A 19,195-nucleotide genomic window follows, 5' to 3' on the forward strand; every position below is an offset into this window, starting at 1 on the left:
ACTCATACTAGATTTCCCTGTCTCGAACTGAGCTACCCTGCCTTAGCTTGCTAAAGGCAGTAATTGATTCAGAAAAACTAAACGGGAAAGTGTTGTAGTCGCATTGAGCAAGGTTTTATTGTAGCTAAATCAAGAGCTGTGAGTTCAGTTTGTAAAATTAGTATGTAGTTCATGACGTATGGGTTTTCGGGGCGCTGGCTTTAGTCTGCATGTTTTTACTTTGTGTTTTTACTAATTACTCGTCCGCGCTCATCGAATCTGATTGATATTTCCAACTTTTGTTCCGCCCTAACGGCGTGCTACCTTCTTAACGCACCGCTCATATTCGACTTCCCTGTTTCGAACTGAGCTACCATGCCTTAGTTTGCTAGGAAATTATCGTAGCCAACTTGAGCAAGGTTTTGTTGTAGGTAAATCAAGAGTCGTTATATCAGTTTGTTGAATTAGTCTTCAGCTTATAAAGTATGGGTTTTCAGGGCGCTGACTTTAGTCTGCATGTTTTTACTTTGTGTTTTTTTTACTAATACTCGTTCGCGCTGGGTGAATTAGCCGATAGGCTTGTTATGAACGGAAGCGCTCTGCGATTCCTTTTTTTAGCCTGCTTTTTTTGTTTTAAATTTATTATATAATTTAAAACGCCGCTCAATTATTATCGAATAGCATATTATTCGTTGCTAATAAAAACTATTTGTTCAAGAAACCAAATTTTCAAGGAAGGTTAAATTTGGAAGATACCGTCAATAGAGTGATTAAAGTTCACCCCAATTCAAAACGTAATGCACTAACGCTCATATGCCTTGGATGCACTTTGATTTTTATTTTTTGGATTATCAGTTTATTTCTTTGGCAAACCATTAAAATTCAATTGATTTTGCTCATATGTATCAGCTTAATGATTGCATTTATTGGGCTCCTTAAATATTTGGAGCCCGAAACCAGCTTTTTTATCACACCTAAAATGATTGAATATTGTCACCTTAATGGAAAATGGACATTGCCATGGCAAGATATTATACGCTTTGGAGAAGTTAAAGCAGACGTCAGAGGACAGCACACACAGTTGCCTTACCTTGGCATCAAGCTAAATAATTTAGAATATCTCGCCAAAAACATATCCCCAAGGCTCGCCAACAAGTTAATTCACGAGCAACAAGAATTAATCGTTTTGGCTATCATTAATAAAGAAATTAGTGCTGAAGAAGATTTGATTAATTTTGAACCATTCACGTTAAATGAAGTGATATATAAAGGCCCAATCGCAGGATGGTTACATCGTACGGAACAACTCGCCAAAGCATATGGTTATCATCTTTATTTGCCAGAGAGCAGTTTAGATCGAGATATAAACCATTTTTTAACCTTATTAAAAGAGTGCCATCACTACATCATTGTAAATGGGCCTTCTTAGTTTTTTAGTCGTAATCAATGACCTGAAAAGGAATAATCGCAAATATAAGCAACCAGGCTGCTAGATTCTGCTTCTCGTCTGCGCTCGTCGAAGCTAAATTGATATTTCAAACTTTGTTTTCCGCCCTGTCGGCGAGTTCATTTTTTATACGAACAAAGAAACGGAACCAACAGAAACTCACCCCGATCGTTTTTTAATCTGAATGAATAACAACGTTGTAACGCACCGGCTCTTGCTGGCCATCCATGGCCAAAACTAGCCTAACCAAACATTCTGTTTGGATTTGCTAAAAGCAAAGTATGATTTGGGAAGCTTAACGGCGGGGAGTTGTTGCCGCATTTAACATGGCCATTTTTTCGTTTATGCCATGTTCGATAAAGTGCTTAATAAAATTAAATGTTTAATGCAAAACTTAATAAAACACGTTTTCCTGATTCAATTTTAGTGACGCTGTGTTCATACTTATCTGGTCTGAATAAATACACGCGATTAAATAAATTGAGGATGCATTTTGTACACTTAAACACACCACCCACTTTGGGTTGTACCAATATGAAATTAAGTTTGTAATAGCGTCCTTTTTGAACATTATCAACGTGCATCCTGACACTGTGATTAATAGGATAAGTGACTAGGTTTATCGAAAATATCTTACTATAAAGAATGGTTTTATTTTTAATGGTTTCGGTCATATTGTCTCCATGCCAATGAACTGTTTATTCTAGCATTGAGTCATCTGTAATAGCCCTGTTTAGCAATATCAAAATGCGATGAGATATAACCAAATAATACATTTCATTTGTTTATAAAAGATTTGGGTGTCCAGCTCTTCTATTTGGATTTAAATGGCATTTTTTGGTAAAAATTGTCAAAAAACACCATCTAATAGTGATTTTTTTTAAATCAGTGTTACTATCTAATGTAGATACGTCATTTATTTAAAGGCATTTTAATGTTAATTGAATTTACTGTTAAAAACTATCGCTCTATTAAAGAAGAGCAAGTATTTAGCATGGTAAAAAGTACGGGCAATGAACTAGAAAGTACTAATACTTTCGTTCATGACTCAACGACTCCAACTAAATTACTTCGCTCTTCTGTCATTTACGGAGCAAATGCAGCTGGGAAATCAAATTTACTCCGTGCAATGATGGATATGGAAGAAATCGTCAGAAATTCAGCAACAAATAATCAACAAGGCGATGCGATCCCAGTAGCTCCATTTTTGTTTGATGACACATCATCAAGTGAGCCAACAGAGTTTGAAATGGTATTTATAAATGAAGGTATAAAATACCAATACGGTTTTTCTGCAACTCAAAATAGATTTTTAGAAGAATGGCTAATTGCTTACCCCAAAGGGAGAGCACAAAGGTGGTTTTCTCGTGTATTTAATAAGCATAATAATATTTATTCTTTCAAATATAGTGACCATTTTTCAGGGCCAAAAACTGTATTACAAAATGCGACAAGAGAAAATGCATTATTCTTATCAACGGCAGTACAATTGAACAATAATCAACTGAAACCGATTTTTGGATGGTTTAAGGATAAGCTTAGACCGACAAACGTTGGGGGATGGGGGCCGAGCTTTACAGCGTCTTTATGTGAAAAAAATGAGACTAAATGCCAAGTTTTGGATTTTTTACAATCTGCTGATTTTAATATTCATGACATTGAAGTGGAATCTGAAAAATTTGATCCAAATTCATTACCTGACGAACTACCAGAAGCTTTTAAAGAAACTCTGATTAAAGAAATGCAAGGAAAAGAAGTCTTTGATATTAAAGCAGTACATAAAACACAATCAGGTAAGTTAATTCCGATGGACTTTTCTGAAGAATCTGATGGAACTCAAAAGTTCTTTTCATTTGCAGGCCCTTGGATTGATATTCTTAAAAATGGATACATCCTTGTTGTCGATGAATTACACGATAACTTGCACCCTAAAATGGTGAGGTACTTAGTGAATTTATTTCATGACGATAGAACTAATCCTAAAAATGCTCAACTAATTTTCACAACACATGAAACATCGATTCTTAATCAAGAAGTGTTTAGGCGAGATCAAATTTGGTTTTGTGAAAAAAGCAGAAATCAAGAAACATCCATTTATCCTTTAACTGATTTTAGTACAAGGAAAGATAGAGAAAATTTAGAGCTATCATATTTATCAGGCCGCTTTGGAGCTATTCCATTTATCCAACCTTGTAAAGAGATTGGTGTATAATATGGGCTCAGATAATCTTCATCACAAACGTAAAGCTAAAAAAACTAAAGATCTCCAAAGAAAAAAATCTCAAAGAGCGTCATATGATAAAATACTTATTGTCTGTGAAGGAGAAAAAACTGAGCCAAATTACTCCACTGACTTGGTTTGTTATTACAAAATTAATACTGCTAATGTAGCAATAGATGGCTCATGTGGCTCTAGTCCTAGGAGTATATTAAAGAGGGCAGAAGATTTAGCCAAAAACGAATCTAAAAAAGGCGATGGTTTTGATCGAATATACTGCGTTTTTGATAAAGATAATCACGAAACTTATGATGAGACTGTCGATAAAATAGCAAGTAAAAAGCCTAAAGGAATATTTTATGCAGCTATATCTGTCCCTTGCTTTGAGTACTGGCTATTACTTCATTTCGACTATACAACTAAGCCATATTATAAATCGGGTAATTCTAGCATCGGAAATGAAGTGCTAAAAGATCTAAAAGCCTTCTACCCAAATTATGAAAAAGGAAATGATAAAGTTTTTAGTCAGCTTATAGGGCAACTTGAGTTTGCGAAACAGAATGCTAAGCGAGCGCTAAAACACTCAGACAGTAGTTTTACTGATAATCCATCAACCAATATTCATGAGTTAATTGACTATTTGCAAAATATAAAATAATTAATGCAAAAAACAATAGTGTTATCTATGACATCATAGTTAATAATTAAATTAAAGTTTGGAGCACATATAATCACTCTTTGAAATAAAGTTTGAATTGTTATTTTAAAGCCGTTGATTAAAAAAAGGCTATTCCTCTTAATGGTTACAGGATTTTTCTAAATAAACTTATTTTTATACCATGTGACTTTTATCGACAAATCACCTGACTAAACTCTTTTCACACATAAAAAATAATAAAAAGGTTGGTCCCTACATATTTAAATAAACAAGATCAGTTAGTTATAATAAGACTTGTTTCAATATAGCAACGTCCCTTACCCAGTGAGATTTTCTGAATTAATCGCTACTTTTAGCAAACGAAGGTAGCTATGAATTCGGATCTAGTTTCTTTTCACTTATTGCCTCGGCTTATCGACTTTTCTCATTTTTCCCTATAAAAGTAATGAGTAAGGCGATCAAAACACCTACTAAACCGATACTTGAAAATACAATGCTGTACTCACTTTTAATACCAAAAATGTTTAATAGACTGATAAAAAAGGCTGGACACCCACATATTTAAATAAACAAGATCAGTTAGTTACAACAAAACTTATCTCAATATGACTACGTCCGTTTTCCCAATAAGCTTTTCTGAATTAATCGCCACCTTTAGTAAACGAAGGTAGCGAGCAACTCGGGATTAGTTTCTTTTTACTTAATGCCTTGGCTTATCCACTTTTTCATTTTTACCTATAAAAGTAATGAGTAAGGCAACCAAAACACCTACTAAACCGATACTTGAAAATACAATGCTGAACTCACTTTTAATACCAAAGATGTTTAATAGGCTGGTTATTAGTAATAATGTCATCCCGAGTGTTTTTATTTTCGTTAACCGCTTATTTAGGCTAAACCAACCATCACAAGATGGACATTGCTTTTCTACGTAGATGCTATTTTTATTGATGCTTTTAATATCTTTCAGGCTAATTTTTTCTTGGCAATGTGGGCACGTTACTTTCACTTTTAATCCTTGAGGCTTATTAATTTCAGTTAACAATCTGGTAAGGCAATAAAATATCATAATTTTATATTAATCATGCCATTCATTTAAACGCCTAGTTAAAAACATGAGCCTCTAGTCTTTGAACTAAAAAGAGTGTTTGCCTCAACACGACAAGAATAAAAGCTAAAACACACAAAAGGAAAAGTATGAGACAGGCATTCTTAATCTTCTTTCTGTATTTTTCTCATCTAGCTCAAATACCTCAAGCCAGACTTTTCTTACTTTAAAGGTATCTGGTTTCTTCTATCTTTTAGCAGTTCGAAGCGTCGTTCAGTATGTTCAGTCTTCTTTTGCACGGTATAGCGATAGTCATTGCTTTACTGGCTAGCAGCATCATTAAGTAGAGCTCCCTGCTTTTCTAGTCGATGGGCGGAGCCAGTGGATATAGTTTGCGAAGATACGGAATAATGAGTTCCGTATGATGAAAACGGTCCTTTTTTACTATTAATCAATGCTAGCTAAACCCTTTTTCTGCTAGAATTCAAAACTTAATATCTCATCTTTTCATCCACATAAGAGTGAATTACATGACACATCCAATTTTAGGTACGGCAACCTCGGCAAGTGCAACTAAGGCATTACTATTAGGCTCAGGCGAATTAGGCAAAGAAGTGGCTATCGAGCTACAACGTTTTGGCATCGAAGTAATTGCTGCTGATAGCTATGCAAACGCGCCAGCAATGCAAATTGCACATCGTTCACATGTTGTCAGCATGCTAGATGGAAAACGCTTAGAAGAAATCATTCGCTTAGAAAACCCTGATTTCATTATTCCTGAAGTAGAAGCGATTGCGACTGATACTTTGCTGGAGTTAGAGCAACAAGGTTTTAATGTTGTCCCGACTGCGCGTGCTGCAAAATTGACCATGGATAGAGAAGGTATTCGTCGTTTAGCGGCTGAAACTTTGAGCGTGAAAACTTCACCTTACATTTTTGCCGATACTAAAGAAGAGTATTTACAAGCAGTTAAAGAGATTGGCCAGCCTTGCGTGATTAAGCCTGTAATGAGCAGTTCAGGTAAAGGTCAAAGCGTGGTAAAAACGGATGCAGATTTAGATAACTCTTGGACTTACTCTCAAGAAGGTGGCCGAACTGGTGAAGGTCGTATCATTATTGAAGGCTTTGTTCCATTTGATTATGAAATCACTTTATTAACGGTTAGCGCGGTTGATGGCATACACTTTTGCGCCCCTATTGGGCATCGTCAAGAAGACGGTGATTACCGTGAATCATGGCAGCCACAAGCAATGTCTGAAACAGCATTACAAAAAGCCCAAGCTATTGCGACAAAGGTGGTTACTGAATTAGGTGGATTTGGTTTATTTGGGATGGAATTTTTTGTAAAAGGTGATGAAGTTTACTTTAGCGAAGTCTCGCCTCGCCCACACGATACAGGCTTGGTGACTTTGATTTCACAGGATTTATCTGAGTTCGCTTTGCATGTGCGCGCTATTTTAGGTTTCCCTATTGGTAATATTACGCAATACGGCCCTTCAGCTTCGAGTGTTATTTTAGGTAATGGCACATCACAAGATATCCAATTTGAAGGTGTTGCCACTGCGCTAGGCAAAGTAGCAGGTTCGCAGATACGTTTGTTTGCAAAACCCAATATTAATGGTGGTCGCCGTTTAGGTGTCGCGATTGCTCGTGGTGACAATATTGAACAAGCCATTGAAAATGCAAAATCTGTCAGTGCTGCTGTAAACATTGCTTATTAAATATAAGTTTATTAAATAAAGATTTTTGCTCAACCTGACATAGCCTTTAGCAAGCTCAAGCAAGGATCGAATTATTCGACAGCATCGTTTTACAAAATCGGAAATCTACATAAACTAGTGTGATTGGTATTAATAGACGACATATATTAAAAAAGGCAAATCAACATGATTTGCCTTTTCGTATTTTATTAACTTAATCATTGGTATTTAAAATTTGTATTCAAGACCAACTGATGCGTATTTCATATCAGTTGAAAAGTCAGAATCGCTGTCCGCGCTTTCTGCATCCAAATCATTATCATAAACGGTATAATCGACTTTAACTGCCCAGTTTTTATCTAAGTGATAACTTACCCCTACCCCTGCAAATAACCCAGTGTCATCTTCGTTTCCATCAACTCCTAGCACAGAGTAATCCGTTTCATACCAGAGCTGGCCACCTTTAGCATAAATTTCGATATTGTTTGTCACTGGTAAACCTAATTTTAACCCAAGGGTGTATCCATCGGTTTCTGCACTTGCAACAGTGTTTCCATAATCACCAAAATCGACGTAACTCCCCTCAACAGCAATATATTCATTCAAAGAGTAACCTACGAATAGCTGATAAGCATCTTTATCATCATCAAATTCGTCATCATTATCTACTCGTAAATAACCATAGTTACCACCGACATAAACACCTGCCGCATCGGAATCTGGGTTATATGCTTCTGCATGCGCCAATGTTGCAGAGCTTAAAAAACCAGTTGAAATTAATGCGTATGCTAAAATTGACTTTTTCATTGTATGCTCCATAAGTGTTTTATTATTTAATACTCATACTGAATTACTTTGTTAGTAGAGTTGCTCTTCAAGCTATTAAAGCTGTTTAAGCTGATTAAGTATTTACAAAATATGTGCCAACATTTACCCCTAAAAAAAAGGGTGCTTTTCGTTCTAAAAATGTACAATTCGTTGTTTTAATGTGAATTTTTTATAATTCACTATGAAGAAATTACATACTCTAATTGCTCAAGAAAATTTTTGAATACCCCATGTTTAGAATAAGCACCAGCAAAAAATTTCAATAAAATCTTCCTCAATATGGCTAGGTCCATTCCTCCCATTAAGTTTTTCTGAATCAATCACTGAACTTAGCAAGGTAAGGAACCGTTGCTAGCGCTCTCCAGATGGGCGTCGGATATGAGCGGTGCTTGAGGTAGCCCTTATTGCTTTACCTCAAAGGTATAGATCAGAAAACGATACAGGAGCCTTTTTCTTTCTTTTTTTGAAGGTATAGGTTTCTTTAGGGTGGGGAAAAAATAACTTGCCGACCGGACGGCACACTGACAATAAATATAAAACAGCGGAGACGAGATCTCAGATATCTAAATAAATGAAGACTGGGTTACCGTTCAGAACAAAGTATTAAAGGTAACCAGATTCAAACACTTGTTTGATTAATGCTATGAATAGCATGGCAAATACTAAAATAGGTAAGATTTTACTGTACTTAGCTTGTTGTTTCGCATCAATAGGCTTGGCATAACGCTCACCGAGTATCACCATCAAGGCAACAGCACCAAATAACGCAATCAAGATCCAGATAATTGTCATACTCTCCCCTTAACGATTCCACTTATTGTAATAGTTACATCATGTGTTCAACATAGCATATAGATCAATGTATATGGGCATTACATCACTATGCATTAGCAAGGAGACGTTGAAAATGAGATTTTTAGATTTCAGCAAGCTAAGGAATGATGGCACTTCTAACGCCCCTCTTTCCATAATGAACTTCATGAAAACCTTTCAATTGGCCCTGTAATAGTTACAGGGTGAGCAGACCTTTAATTTCACCAACTAAAAAATAACATTAATAATCAACACCTTAAATGTTGGCATGCAACTTGTAACGCTTCTTATTAAGAACATCGACGCAATCACTATATTGCATTTATTCAAGCTAACTTAAGGAGTTATATTATGAATAACGACATTATGAAAGGTCAGTGGAAACAAGTTTCAGGTACTATCAAAGAGAAATGGGGTAAGTTAACAGATGATGACTTACAAGAAATTGACGGTAACCTAGAAGTATTCCAAGGCAAAATGCAAGAAAAATACGGTATGGAAAAAGATGAAGCAGAAAAAGAGTTTAATAAGACATTCTCATAGGTCTTAACCTCTTATGTAATGTTTATTAAATAATTTATTCAAGGCCAATTCAATTGGCCTTTTTTTCAAACAATAAAATGAAGTTTTATTTTCATTAAAAGGGAGTTTGGTGTCTATAAAAAGCGCTAAAAAATCCCCCAAAAATTGAATCTAAGCTGGTATTAATCGAGCTCAAAATCTCGTCACGATTGTTAATTGACTCATTAGTATATTTTCAATACCAAAATAATTTTAAGTTTCACACAAAAATACAGTTTATAAAAAGACACAATCAATTCAGTTCTTAATAGGTTTTATTTATCACAACTAACTAAAACTCTATTTATCAACATGTTTTATCAGTATCCAAAGGTCACAAAAAATAAGGATAGTGTTTATGATCATTTTATCAGGGTTATTTTTTATTATAGGTTTAGCCTTATTGCTCGGCGGTGGTTGGCTAATTGCGTTGGGTGGTAGCTTATATTATTGCTTAGCCGGAATAGCATTCATTGCGGTGTCATTATTAGTGCGTAACAAAAATGCATACGCTAACTTTATTTACGCTATTTTTTTAATGGCGACAATGGTTTGGTCAATTCTTGAATCAGGTCTCAGTTGGTGGCCTTTAGCAACTAGAATGGGACTTTTCCTAGTGTTAGCAATCCCTCTCCTCTTAATTGCTTTTGTTAAACATCGTCGCGGTTGGATATTTTTATTGCCCGTCTGGTTAGCGACCAGTGCCACTACGCTTTCCCCTTTAATGGTTACATCCCCGACAACGGTAGAGGGTCAATTACCGCGAGCTGTTAGTATGCCCTTTTCAAGTGATGTAGATGAAAGTGATTGGAATGCTTATGGTAGAAGCAATTTGGGGCAACGATTTTCTCCTTTGGCTAACATTACACCTGAGAATGTCGATCAATTACAATTGGCTTGGCAATATCAAACAGGTGATAAAAAAGGCCCTAAAGATGTAGGCGAAACCACTTATGAAGCAACCCCACTTAAAATAGGTAATGCACTTTACCTTTGTACGCCTCATAATTGGCTTATTGCTTTAAATGCAGATACAGGTGAAGAGCAATGGGTTTACGACGCCAAAGTACCCGCTGAAAGTCAGCGCCAGCATCAAACTTGTCGTGGAGTTTCTTATTTACCACCAAGTGATAGTAAACCACTTCCTGATGTTCAAACCATTTCAACACCTTCAGAAAATCTAAGCGCATTACAATGCGATGCACAATTATTTTTACCCACATCAGATGCACGTCTTATCGCCGTTGACCCTGTTACAGGAGCGCGCTGTGCTAACTTTGCCGAGAACGGAGAGTTAGATTTAATGCACAATATGCCATTTAAACAATCTGGTTATTATTATTCAACGTCGCCTCCATTAGTAGCAGGTGGTGTAGTCATCGTGGCTGGTTCAGTAAATGATAATTACGATATTAATTCGCCTTCTGGTGTGATCCGAGCTTATGACGTGAAGACGGGTGAGTTAATGTGGAACTGGGATTCAGGAAAGCCAAATAAAACAGCACCAATTGGAGAAGATGAACTATATGCAACTAGCTCACCAAATAGCTGGTCTGTTGCGAGTGCAGATGAGGAGTTAGGATTAGCTTATTTCCCAATGGGTAACCGAACTCCCGATCAACTAGGTATATACCGCACACCTGCTGAAGAAAAATATGCAACATCTGTTGTGGCATTGAGTCTTAAAACAGGTCAAGTCGCTTGGGTTCAACAGTTTGTTCATCATGATTTATGGGATATGGATACGCCTGCTCAACCTTCTTTATTAGATCTAGACACTGAAACAGGAAAACAACCCGCTTTGGTAATTCCAACCAAGCAAGGCGATATTTATGTGCTTAATAGAGCGACAGGTGAAGCTATATTGCCGATCACCGAAGAAGCTGCTCCACAAGGTGCGATTGTTGGAGATCACACAGCTAAAACTCAACCGACTTCTGCTTTATCTTTTAAACCAGAAAAATTAACAGAATCGGATATGTGGGGAGCAACGCCATTAGACCAGTTAATATGCAGAATTAACTTTAAAAAATTACGCTATGAGGGTCGTTACACACCACCATCAGAACAAGGCTCAATTATATACCCAGGTAACTTTGGTGTATTCAACTGGGGCAGTATTGCAATAGATCCTAAACGTCAGCAATTATTTGGAATGCCTCTTTACCTTGCTTTTACATCAACATTAGTGCCCAAAGAAGGACTCGATTTAAGTGGTTCAAATAAAGGGGAACAAGGGGTTAATTCAAATGAAGGGGCTGATTATGCTGTAGATTTAAAACCATTCCTTTCTCCACTGGGCATTCCCTGCCAACAACCTCCTTGGGGATTTGTAGCTGGTGCAAACCTTAAAACTGGTCAGACGGTTTGGAAACATAAGAATGGCACTATTGAAGATATGACGCCACTTAAACTGCCAATTGAAATGGGTGTACCTGGTATTGGTGGTCCAATTATTACTGATAGCGGCATCGTATTTATGGCGGCGACGGTTGATAATTACTTGCGAGCTTACAACCTATCCGATGGTAAGGAGCTGTGGAAAGCGCGATTACCAGCAGGTGGGCAAGCCACTCCAATGACCTATTTAAACAGTAAAGGTGAACAAATGGTCGTGCAAGTTGCAGGTGGTCATGGTTCTATTGGAACAACAATTGGTGATTATGTTATTGCTTATAAACTAAAGAAATAGCAATAGCCAAGGGCTAAATATAACTCAAGAATGCTGGGTTATATTTAGTCTATTTATATGGGCTATGCGTTAAAAAGGTACTTATTCTTTTATCTCAAAGGAATAGCATCAAAATTGTTACAGTTGCCTTTTTCTGTAGATCAATTAAAGCGATACATTACTAGGGAGACCGAAGGAATAAGTTACTCTTCCCCCTCAAAAGACATCAACAATCCCAAACAATAAAATAACAATCCGCATTATATTGTTGATATAAATAGTTTATGTTATTAAATATGTTCAAAGCCTAATTAAACGCATTATCGAGTTAAGAGTAGGCCTCTCTCTATTTAGAACATAAGGATGATTATGTTTGCACAAGTTGTTGGGATACTTTTTCCTGTTTTTGCGATAACTCTTGTTGGATTTTTTATTGGCCGCTGGTTAAAACCAGACTTCAAACCAATCAATCGCATCAATATGGATGTACTTGTTCCAGCACTTGTATTCTCATCTTTAGCAGTAATGCCAATGGAAATGGGACAACTCCCATTAATTACAGCATCAGTTGTCGCTGTATTATTACCTGGCCTATTAATGGTCCCTATTTGCAAAGTTTTTAAGTTAAATTTTAAAATTTGGGCACCGTCGAATATGTTCAGAAATAGCGGTAACTTAGCTATTCCTTTGTTTACCTATACTTTTGGGGATACCGCACTTGCCCCCGCTGTATTGCTTTTTGTTATCTCATCCTGCGCACACCTTAGTATCGGCATCGCTTTATTAAGTGATGGGAGCCCTATTAAAAAGATGCTGACTATGCCGGTATTTTTAGCGGCTTTGTTAGGGTTAGTATTAAATCTTAGTGGCGTAGGCATATGGAAACCGCTTTATGATGCCACCCATTTACTCGGCGGCGCTTCTATCCCGATTATGCTGTTATCACTTGGCTCTCAGATGTGTAATATTCGCCTTAGTGGTTTAAAGGTTGGGATTATGTGTACGGTATTGTCATTTGTTACAGGTGCAATTGCCTTTATAGCAATCTATCTATTTATCCCGTTACCAACACTACATTTACAAATGTTGCTTTTGTTTACTATGCTACCGCCAGCGGTGATGAATTATATGCTCGCAGAAAGATTTAATATTGGGCCAGAAAAAGTGGCATCGATGGTGTTATTCAGCAATTTTTTCAGCATTATCACGCTTCCTATTGTGCTGGTTATAGCTTTGTCACTAGGCTAAAAGGTGATCGTAAAATGGTTGTTATAACCTATGGGGGATAAATGGACTTTATTGCATTGATTATAACTGTGCCAACGCTAGTCATCGGGATCAACCTTATTTCTTGCATTCTATTTAAACGAATTTTTGTATTTGGGCACCATCTTAAGATCAACAAAAATATGAGTATTGCTGAGTTAAAAATGCAAGTTAACAAGCCATTTATATTCGGTAACTGGTATCGTAAAGGTGAAGCAAATTATGCTCGCGCAGTTTTTTCGAATACGCTTCTCTTCGCTGCTCTTTTCTTGATAACAGCGGTACTCACATAAATTAATACGAATACCACTTCAACAATATCTAGCTGAATAACTGACCGCTAAGCTGGCGTTGCCCATTAACAATGGGCTATTAAGCTTTGTTCAGTTACCACTGATTTGGGATCAACGAATTACGACGAGCAACTGAGGTGAGATACCCCACCAACATTAAAGAACTCAAGCGGCTTCAAGCGATAAAACTTATCTTCCACTGACTGCGACTGTTCTTCGTATGGGTTCGCCATCACTTCTTGTAGCTCTTGAATTAAACTGTCATCCCCTACTGCTGCTTGTTGATAAGCAGGTTTAAGTAGCCATTCACGTAAAATGTATTTAGGGTTCACTTGCTTCATCTGCTTTGACACATCTTCAAGTGTTGTACCTGCATTGGCATTACAGTCACTAATAAGTAGCGCTTTCCATTTAACAAACCATTCTATCCAACGTGTATCTACCTGCTGACTCTCGGCTTCCTGCTCAGCACTTTTATGCATTAAATTTGTGTAGAAGCTTTTCTTAAGTGGGCGAATATCGTTAGGGATCGACGATAACTCTCTAAAGAAAATCGTATAATCGATAGGCGTTTGCATCATTATCATCTGTAACTCACGAAGTACTGCCATGTGTTCAGGCTTATCCAATGAACTGAGACCAAGCTTAGCAGCCCACATAGCTTGCATTTTCGATTCCATCACGGTTGAAAACTCACTTTGAATGTCTTCAAGTGCAGATAAAGCGTCTTGATCGGTTGCCAATAGTGGTTTTAATGCTGAGCAAAACATTTCAAAGTTACTTTGTGCAGCCTTAGGTTGGTTCATAAACGAGAAGTGATTACCGCCGCCCGTCCAAGGCTGGTAATGAGGATTAAACAGGTCACTAAACCCGAAAGGGCCATAATCTAAGGTAAAACCACCAGCAGCACAGTTATCGCTGTTGAAGTTACCTTGGCAAAAACCAACACGGATCCAGTTTGCAATTAATGAGGTGAGACGCTCACGAAACTCACCTGCCAATTGGACTATCTTTTCGGGCGTGCTTAGTGCTTTGTCAATCACTTCCGCGTATTCACGGTCGATCAAGTGCAATACTATTTTTTCAAGTTCATCAATGGCGTGAAGCTGCTCATCATATTCGCCATCGTCACGGGTACGACGAGCGAACAGTTCGATTTGTCCAACGCGTAGGAATGATGGAGCAACACGTGTTGAAATAGCAACAGGCTCAGTAACCATCATATCCGGATTTTCCGATCGTGATCCTTCTGCATACCACCCACGCTGTACCGTTTCAGTTTTTGAAACATACAAACTCAAAGAACGTGAAGTAGCCACACCCAGGGCATGCATATGATCCTGCGCCAAGAATTCACGGACGCTTGAACGTAACACTGCGCGACCATCGGCACCACGACAATATGGAGTACGGCCACCACCTTTTAACTGCATTTCCCAACGTTGACCGTTAATCACCGCTTCAAGTACTGAGATAGCACGGCCATCTCCATATCCGTTACCAGTTTGAAACGGGCACTGGTGAATGAACTCAACACCGTAAATAGAAAGTGCATATCCTGTCGCCCACCCTACTTTGCGCATTGGCTCAGGTACTTGAGTAATGTCCCCGGAGAATAATCGCATAAAATCCGCAGACTCAGCTAGACCGTCCGCTAAACCAAGTTCAGCAAAAAAACGCTTACTGTGCGCAACATATTGCGGGTCTTTAATAGGGGTTGGTTTAACTGGCACATAATGGCCTGAGAAAACTTGTCGTTCAGTATGGTCAACACCATTTTCTGTCGCATCAGGATCGCAGTTAAGCCTATCCATGAAAGAATAATTCGCCAAGTTAGCAAGCTCACTGAAGGTCGAAATAATAGGTGTTGTTGAATTTTTTTTCTGAGGCTGTTGGTTTGTCATAATGATTTATACCAAGGTTGATCAAGATAAAAGTGTATACCTGATATCTTACCCCGATATGCTAGAGACTTCTGTACTTATTGTGAGCGACTAATTTATAGCCTGGCATTAAGCGGAAATGACTAACGAACCGATGTAGGCAATTTGATTTAAAAAATAATCAGGAGCTAATCCTCTGCACGGTCATTAGCCCCTTTTAAAAGTATTTTCGATAACTCGCTATTGGATAAATCCTCCTACTGCTTGAATAGGCGTTAAACTGCTTCCTTTACTAACCCATGCACTAATTGCCTGAGCTTGCTCTTGATGGGCATCTTTAGATAAATTCAACGTCGCCACCCATTGGTTATTTTCAAATGTCATCGCCATTTTTTGCCAATCCAGTGCAACAAATTCATGGCGTAATTGCTTATTACGGTTTTCGCCGCGCTTAACATTACTTTTTAAATCCATTCCTAAGGGGGCGACGGATAAAATAAGTGGTTTACTTTGATCAGCAACAACCCCTTCACTTGGTGAAAAAATCGCTTTGACTTGATGCTGAGAATCTAATGATTGATAATCAATTTTTAAATTACCAATTGCGCTTTTAGCCATGGCTTCTACGGCACCCTGTATAGAATGCCCTCTAAAAAAGCCTTTCCACTCTTCACCTGAAATAATAAAGTTAGGTGTGTACACGCTGCGTTGAAGACCATTTGCTGACAAGCTATATTGTCTAGCTGTATATTCAGGTGTGGCAAAGCGATCTGTCCAACCTAATCTATCCCAATAATCGACATGAAAAGCCACTGGCACAAAGGTTTGAAATAATTGTGGGTCACCAACGAGTTGACTCAGCTTTTTCTCTGCTGGCGGGCAAGAACTACAACCTTCAGAGCTAAAAAGCTCAACTAAAGCGACCTTATTTACCCCACTATTAAACGTTTCAGCGAGCACTTGTTGTTGGCTGAGCATAGCAACGGCTAACAAACTAGATGTAATTAATTTTTTCATTCTGTCCTCTTTATTTGCTAAGCGATCCAACATTCAACTAACCTATCGATTTTTGCTGTTTTATATCAATTAGGTAGCTGATTGTGTTTAGAAGACCTAGTAAAAAGAGATTTGATTGCATTAAAAACATAAATTCTTGTAACACAAAGTGAAATGGAGAGTATTTCCAATGAAATATCAATTAGATAATAAGTGACGCCCAGTCTTGTAAACCTACTTCAATATTCGCATAATAAAGTGGTTAAAAATTAATCACCACAATCTACCTATTCTTTGTAACCATCTATTTTCAATGTGCTAAGGAAATATTATGACTTGTTGGCAGAAACTACTATTCATTCACTTCAGTTTGTTGGCGAGCACAGTACAAGCTGACCTTTCACTGCCTATGTTTGAAGATAAAACGCCTTATCAAACACAAGTAGTTTGGCCTGATATCATTATTCCATGGGGTATGGTTCAATTACCCAATGAGCAGATTTTAGCGACGGAACGTTCAGGTAAATTATGGTTATTAAGCGAAGGTAAACCTTCCATTGAAATAGTAGGTTTACCAGAAATTGATAGCAATGGACAAGGTGGCTTACTTGACATTGCTTTGCATCCTAAGTTTGAAAATAACCAAGTTGTTTTTTTCACCTATGCTAGCCAATATATCAATAATAATAAGACAGCCAGTAACACCGCTTTAATGCGAGCTAAATTAGATCTGAATAACCATAGGTTAGTTGAGCAGAAACAGCTATACCTTGGTGAAGGTGATTCAAATAAAGGCCAACATTATGGCAGTCGTATTGCCGTGACGGATCAGTTTGTATATTTTTCCATTGGAGACCGTGGACAACGTGATAAAAATCCACAAAACCTATCATTAGACGGCGGTAAAATTTATCGATTAAATCTTGATGGTAGTATCCCGACCTCCAATCCTTTTTATCAACAAGCTAACGCCAAAAAAGCCATCTACTCCTATGGACATCGTAATCCACAAGGTTTAGTGACACTTGCTGACAATACTCAACTTTGGTCACATGAACATGGTCCAAGAGGTGGTGATGAAGTTAATTTAATTGAAGCGGGGAAAAATTATGGTTGGCCTGTTATTGGCTATGGCACTAATTATATTGGTACTAACTATACTGATATTACTGAAAAGCAAGGAATGGAGCAGCCTAAACTCTATTGGGATCCCTCCATCGCACCTTCCGGTATGGCCTATATTAGCAGTGAACAATATCCGCAATGGCAAGGTAAGGTATTGCTCGGAGGAATGAAATATGGGCATTTAGTCTTGCTAGAAATAAACAATAAACACGTAATGAAACAAACTAAGTTATTAGCGGGTATTGGTAGAGTAAGAAATGTTATGCAAGGTAACGATGGTTATATTTACTTAGGCATTGATGGTAAAGGTATCCTAAGGTTACTCCCTGAAGAAAGCTAATGATTAGTCTTTTATTGTCATTGCCTTTTGGTTCATAGTGGCTTTAGTGAGCTTCATCAAGAATGAACTTTTATCATTAACTTATCTGAAGGCTCACTTCACAATTACATAATTGTATTACAAATATGAAAAGCGTTAGGGTTACACTGGATTTATCTAATACTTACATTAATTCAGGAATGTTTCTATGACGCGTTATCCACCTTTAAAATATGTACTGAGCAGTGTCAGTGTATCTATATTACTCTCTGGTTGTACCCTTCCCCCTCCTGAAAATGGAGTATGGCCAGCAGATATTATTGATTTAAGTTATTGGAAAATCACCCTGCCCTTAGAGGCGAACAGCGGTAAAGCGAGAGAAGTTAGCGTCAGTGATATTAAAACATTTTACAACACTGATTTTTTCTATGCGAATACTGAAGGTGGTGTTGTCTTTGCCACACCAAACAAAGCTCCTACAACGGGCGGTTCAACCAATACCCGCAGTGAATTAAGACAGATGATGAACGGAAACTCAGGGGGTGGACCTAAAGATAAGATGAATAACTTTGCACTGGCCGCTAATCCCAATGCAAAGAAATTTGCCGGTGTCGGTGGGCAATTAAAAGCCACATTAAAAGTAGATGCAGTCTCTTTACACGCAGGCTATCCAAATAAGCCCCCTGCTTACTCTATGGTTGTCGGTCAGATACATGCAGGTAAAGATGAATATCTTCTATATGGTACAGATGACCAGTTTGGCTGGGGAAATGAACCGATTAAAATTTATTATAAAAAGTGGCCAAATCATACAACAGGCTCAGTTTTTTGGACTTATGAAAAAAACCTACCGAGAAAAGATCCTAACCGTACTGATGTCGCCTACCCAGTTTGGGGAAATACCTGGGAAAACCCAACAGATCCTGCGGCTACAGGGATCGCATTAGGAGAAGAGTTTAGTTATGTGATTAACGTGCACAACAATATTATGTACCTTACCTTTACCACCAAAAACCAGGCTGAAGTAAACTATCAAATTGATTTATCCAACAACATTGATGCTTACGGTAAAGTAGATGCGTTAGATAACCCAGACGGATATCAAAAAGATTGGTTTTATTTTAAGGCAGGCGCATATAACCAATGTAGCAGTAAAGATGCGCCCGGCATATGGTACACCAATTGTCCCGGCACAGGAGAGTGGGCTATAGATAAAGCCAACGGGGATTACGCGCAAGCTACTTTCTATAATATCGAATTAAGCACTTCAGAAGCGCCAAGCAATTAACTCGATCAGTTATAAAAACCGTTTAATTAACGGTTTTTATAACCTCTATCTAATCAGGATAGCCTTACCTCTCCCGATTAACCTTTTCAGATCAATTTAACC

16 protein-coding genes are annotated in these 19,195 nt (G+C 37.7%); 10 read left to right on the forward strand and 6 right to left on the reverse strand.

Annotated elements, in window-relative coordinates; all coding sequences use genetic code 11:
* Positions 1–724: 724 nt before the first annotated feature.
* Positions 725–1,408 carry a DUF2982 domain-containing protein gene (locus AC0L3W_RS08250; RefSeq protein WP_409439202.1) on the forward strand — a complete coding sequence of 228 codons (684 nt, stop codon included), beginning with the start codon at positions 725–727 and terminating at the stop codon, positions 1,406–1,408.
* 392 nt (positions 1,409–1,800) lie between these two features.
* Here AC0L3W_RS08250 and AC0L3W_RS08255 read toward each other — a convergent pair whose 3' ends face one another.
* A complete protein-coding gene (locus tag AC0L3W_RS08255) occupies positions 1,801–2,100 on the reverse strand; it encodes a 2OG-Fe(II) oxygenase family protein (protein WP_290039801.1) in 300 nt (99 codons plus the stop codon).
* A 260-nt stretch (positions 2,101–2,360) separates the two neighbouring features.
* Here AC0L3W_RS08255 and AC0L3W_RS08260 point away from each other — a divergent pair, with 260 nt between their 5' ends.
* Together AC0L3W_RS08260 and AC0L3W_RS08265 are read left to right on the forward strand one after the other, a co-directional pair.
* On the forward strand, positions 2,361–3,638 hold the full coding sequence (locus tag AC0L3W_RS08260) for an AAA family ATPase (RefSeq protein ID WP_409439201.1): 1,278 nt from the start codon (positions 2,361–2,363) through the stop codon (positions 3,636–3,638).
* Between the two features lies 1 nt (position 3,639).
* Positions 3,640–4,302: an RloB family protein gene (locus tag AC0L3W_RS08265; RefSeq protein WP_409439200.1), complete on the forward strand. Its 663-nt coding sequence runs from the start codon at positions 3,640–3,642 to the stop codon at positions 4,300–4,302.
* Between the two features lie 700 nt (positions 4,303–5,002).
* Here AC0L3W_RS08265 and AC0L3W_RS08270 read toward each other — a convergent pair.
* On the reverse strand, positions 5,003–5,311 hold the full coding sequence (locus AC0L3W_RS08270) for a hypothetical protein (protein WP_409439199.1): 309 nt from the start codon (positions 5,309–5,311) through the stop codon (positions 5,003–5,005).
* Positions 5,312–5,880: 569 nt separating this feature from the next.
* On the opposite strand from AC0L3W_RS08270, the gene purT reads away from it, so the two are divergent.
* Positions 5,881–7,071 (forward strand): formate-dependent phosphoribosylglycinamide formyltransferase, encoded by a 1,191-nt coding sequence (purT, locus tag AC0L3W_RS08275; protein WP_409439198.1) that lies wholly within the window; start codon positions 5,881–5,883, stop codon positions 7,069–7,071.
* A 207-nt stretch (positions 7,072–7,278) separates the two neighbouring features.
* On the opposite strand, the gene AC0L3W_RS08280 is transcribed toward purT, so the two are convergent.
* Both AC0L3W_RS08280 and AC0L3W_RS08285 read right to left on the reverse strand, forming a co-directional pair.
* Entirely contained in the window at positions 7,279–7,857 is a 579-nt protein-coding gene (locus tag AC0L3W_RS08280) for an outer membrane beta-barrel protein (protein ID WP_290039807.1), read from the reverse strand.
* Between the two features lie 624 nt (positions 7,858–8,481).
* A complete protein-coding gene (locus tag AC0L3W_RS08285) occupies positions 8,482–8,670 on the reverse strand; it encodes a hypothetical protein (RefSeq protein ID WP_290039808.1) in 189 nt (62 codons plus the stop codon).
* 372 nt (positions 8,671–9,042) lie between these two features.
* On the opposite strand from AC0L3W_RS08285, the gene AC0L3W_RS08290 reads away from it, so the two are divergent.
* The 4 genes from AC0L3W_RS08290 to AC0L3W_RS08305 all read left to right on the forward strand — a co-directional run bounded on the left by AC0L3W_RS08290 (position 9,043) and on the right by AC0L3W_RS08305 (position 13,482).
* Positions 9,043–9,234 (forward strand): CsbD family protein, encoded by a 192-nt coding sequence (locus AC0L3W_RS08290; protein WP_290039809.1) that lies wholly within the window; start codon positions 9,043–9,045, stop codon positions 9,232–9,234.
* A gap of 376 nt (positions 9,235–9,610) precedes the next feature.
* Positions 9,611–11,944 carry a glucose/quinate/shikimate family membrane-bound PQQ-dependent dehydrogenase gene (locus tag AC0L3W_RS08295; protein WP_290039810.1) on the forward strand — a complete coding sequence of 778 codons (2,334 nt, stop codon included), beginning with the start codon at positions 9,611–9,613 and terminating at the stop codon, positions 11,942–11,944.
* Positions 11,945–12,292: 348 nt separating this feature from the next.
* Positions 12,293–13,171, forward strand: a complete 879-nt coding sequence (locus tag AC0L3W_RS08300; protein WP_290039811.1) for an AEC family transporter — start codon at positions 12,293–12,295, stop codon at positions 13,169–13,171.
* Positions 13,172–13,212: 41 nt separating this feature from the next.
* Positions 13,213–13,482 (forward strand): hypothetical protein, encoded by a 270-nt coding sequence (locus AC0L3W_RS08305; RefSeq protein ID WP_290039812.1) that lies wholly within the window; start codon positions 13,213–13,215, stop codon positions 13,480–13,482.
* A 119-nt stretch (positions 13,483–13,601) separates the two neighbouring features.
* On the opposite strand, the gene AC0L3W_RS08310 is transcribed toward AC0L3W_RS08305, so the two are convergent.
* Positions 13,602–15,386, reverse strand: coding sequence for a protein adenylyltransferase SelO (locus AC0L3W_RS08310; protein WP_409439197.1), 1,785 nt, complete (start codon positions 15,384–15,386; stop codon positions 13,602–13,604).
* 219 nt (positions 15,387–15,605) lie between these two features.
* Positions 15,606–16,382, reverse strand: coding sequence for a DUF1223 domain-containing protein (locus tag AC0L3W_RS08315; RefSeq protein ID WP_290039814.1), 777 nt, complete (start codon positions 16,380–16,382; stop codon positions 15,606–15,608).
* A gap of 310 nt (positions 16,383–16,692) precedes the next feature.
* On the opposite strand from AC0L3W_RS08315, the gene AC0L3W_RS08320 reads away from it, so the two are divergent.
* Both AC0L3W_RS08320 and AC0L3W_RS08325 read left to right on the forward strand, forming a co-directional pair.
* Positions 16,693–17,826, forward strand: coding sequence for a PQQ-dependent sugar dehydrogenase (locus AC0L3W_RS08320; protein WP_290039815.1), 1,134 nt, complete (start codon positions 16,693–16,695; stop codon positions 17,824–17,826).
* A 187-nt stretch (positions 17,827–18,013) separates the two neighbouring features.
* The gene (locus AC0L3W_RS08325) at positions 18,014–19,093 is read left to right on the forward strand and encodes a polysaccharide lyase family 7 protein (protein ID WP_290039816.1); all 1,080 of its coding nucleotides are present in this window, start codon (positions 18,014–18,016) and stop codon (positions 19,091–19,093) included.
* Positions 19,094–19,195 lie beyond the last annotated feature (102 nt).

It is taken from the genome of Psychromonas sp. KJ10-5, assembly GCF_055808325.1.

Excerpts from the sequence above, each read along its gene's own strand:
- AC0L3W_RS08255 (WP_290039801.1), bottom strand. The coding sequence starts at position 2,100 with ATGACCGAAACCATTAAAAATAAAACCATTCTTTATAGTAAGATATTT.
- AC0L3W_RS08260 (WP_409439201.1), top strand. The coding sequence starts at position 2,361 with ATGTTAATTGAATTTACTGTTAAAAACTATCGCTCTATTAAAGAAGAG.
- AC0L3W_RS08265 (WP_409439200.1), top strand. The coding sequence starts at position 3,640 with ATGGGCTCAGATAATCTTCATCACAAACGTAAAGCTAAAAAAACTAAA.
- purT (WP_409439198.1), top strand. The coding sequence starts at position 5,881 with ATGACACATCCAATTTTAGGTACGGCAACCTCGGCAAGTGCAACTAAG.
- AC0L3W_RS08280 (WP_290039807.1), bottom strand. The coding sequence starts at position 7,857 with ATGAAAAAGTCAATTTTAGCATACGCATTAATTTCAACTGGTTTTTTA.
- AC0L3W_RS08285 (WP_290039808.1), bottom strand. The coding sequence starts at position 8,670 with ATGACAATTATCTGGATCTTGATTGCGTTATTTGGTGCTGTTGCCTTG.
- AC0L3W_RS08290 (WP_290039809.1), top strand. The coding sequence starts at position 9,043 with ATGAATAACGACATTATGAAAGGTCAGTGGAAACAAGTTTCAGGTACT.
- AC0L3W_RS08295 (WP_290039810.1), top strand. The coding sequence starts at position 9,611 with ATGATCATTTTATCAGGGTTATTTTTTATTATAGGTTTAGCCTTATTG.
- AC0L3W_RS08300 (WP_290039811.1), top strand. The coding sequence starts at position 12,293 with ATGTTTGCACAAGTTGTTGGGATACTTTTTCCTGTTTTTGCGATAACT.
- AC0L3W_RS08305 (WP_290039812.1), top strand. The coding sequence starts at position 13,213 with ATGGACTTTATTGCATTGATTATAACTGTGCCAACGCTAGTCATCGGG.
- AC0L3W_RS08310 (WP_409439197.1), bottom strand. The coding sequence starts at position 15,386 with ATGACAAACCAACAGCCTCAGAAAAAAAATTCAACAACACCTATTATT.
- AC0L3W_RS08315 (WP_290039814.1), bottom strand. The coding sequence starts at position 16,382 with ATGAAAAAATTAATTACATCTAGTTTGTTAGCCGTTGCTATGCTCAGC.
- AC0L3W_RS08320 (WP_290039815.1), top strand. The coding sequence starts at position 16,693 with ATGACTTGTTGGCAGAAACTACTATTCATTCACTTCAGTTTGTTGGCG.
- AC0L3W_RS08325 (WP_290039816.1), top strand. The coding sequence starts at position 18,014 with ATGACGCGTTATCCACCTTTAAAATATGTACTGAGCAGTGTCAGTGTA.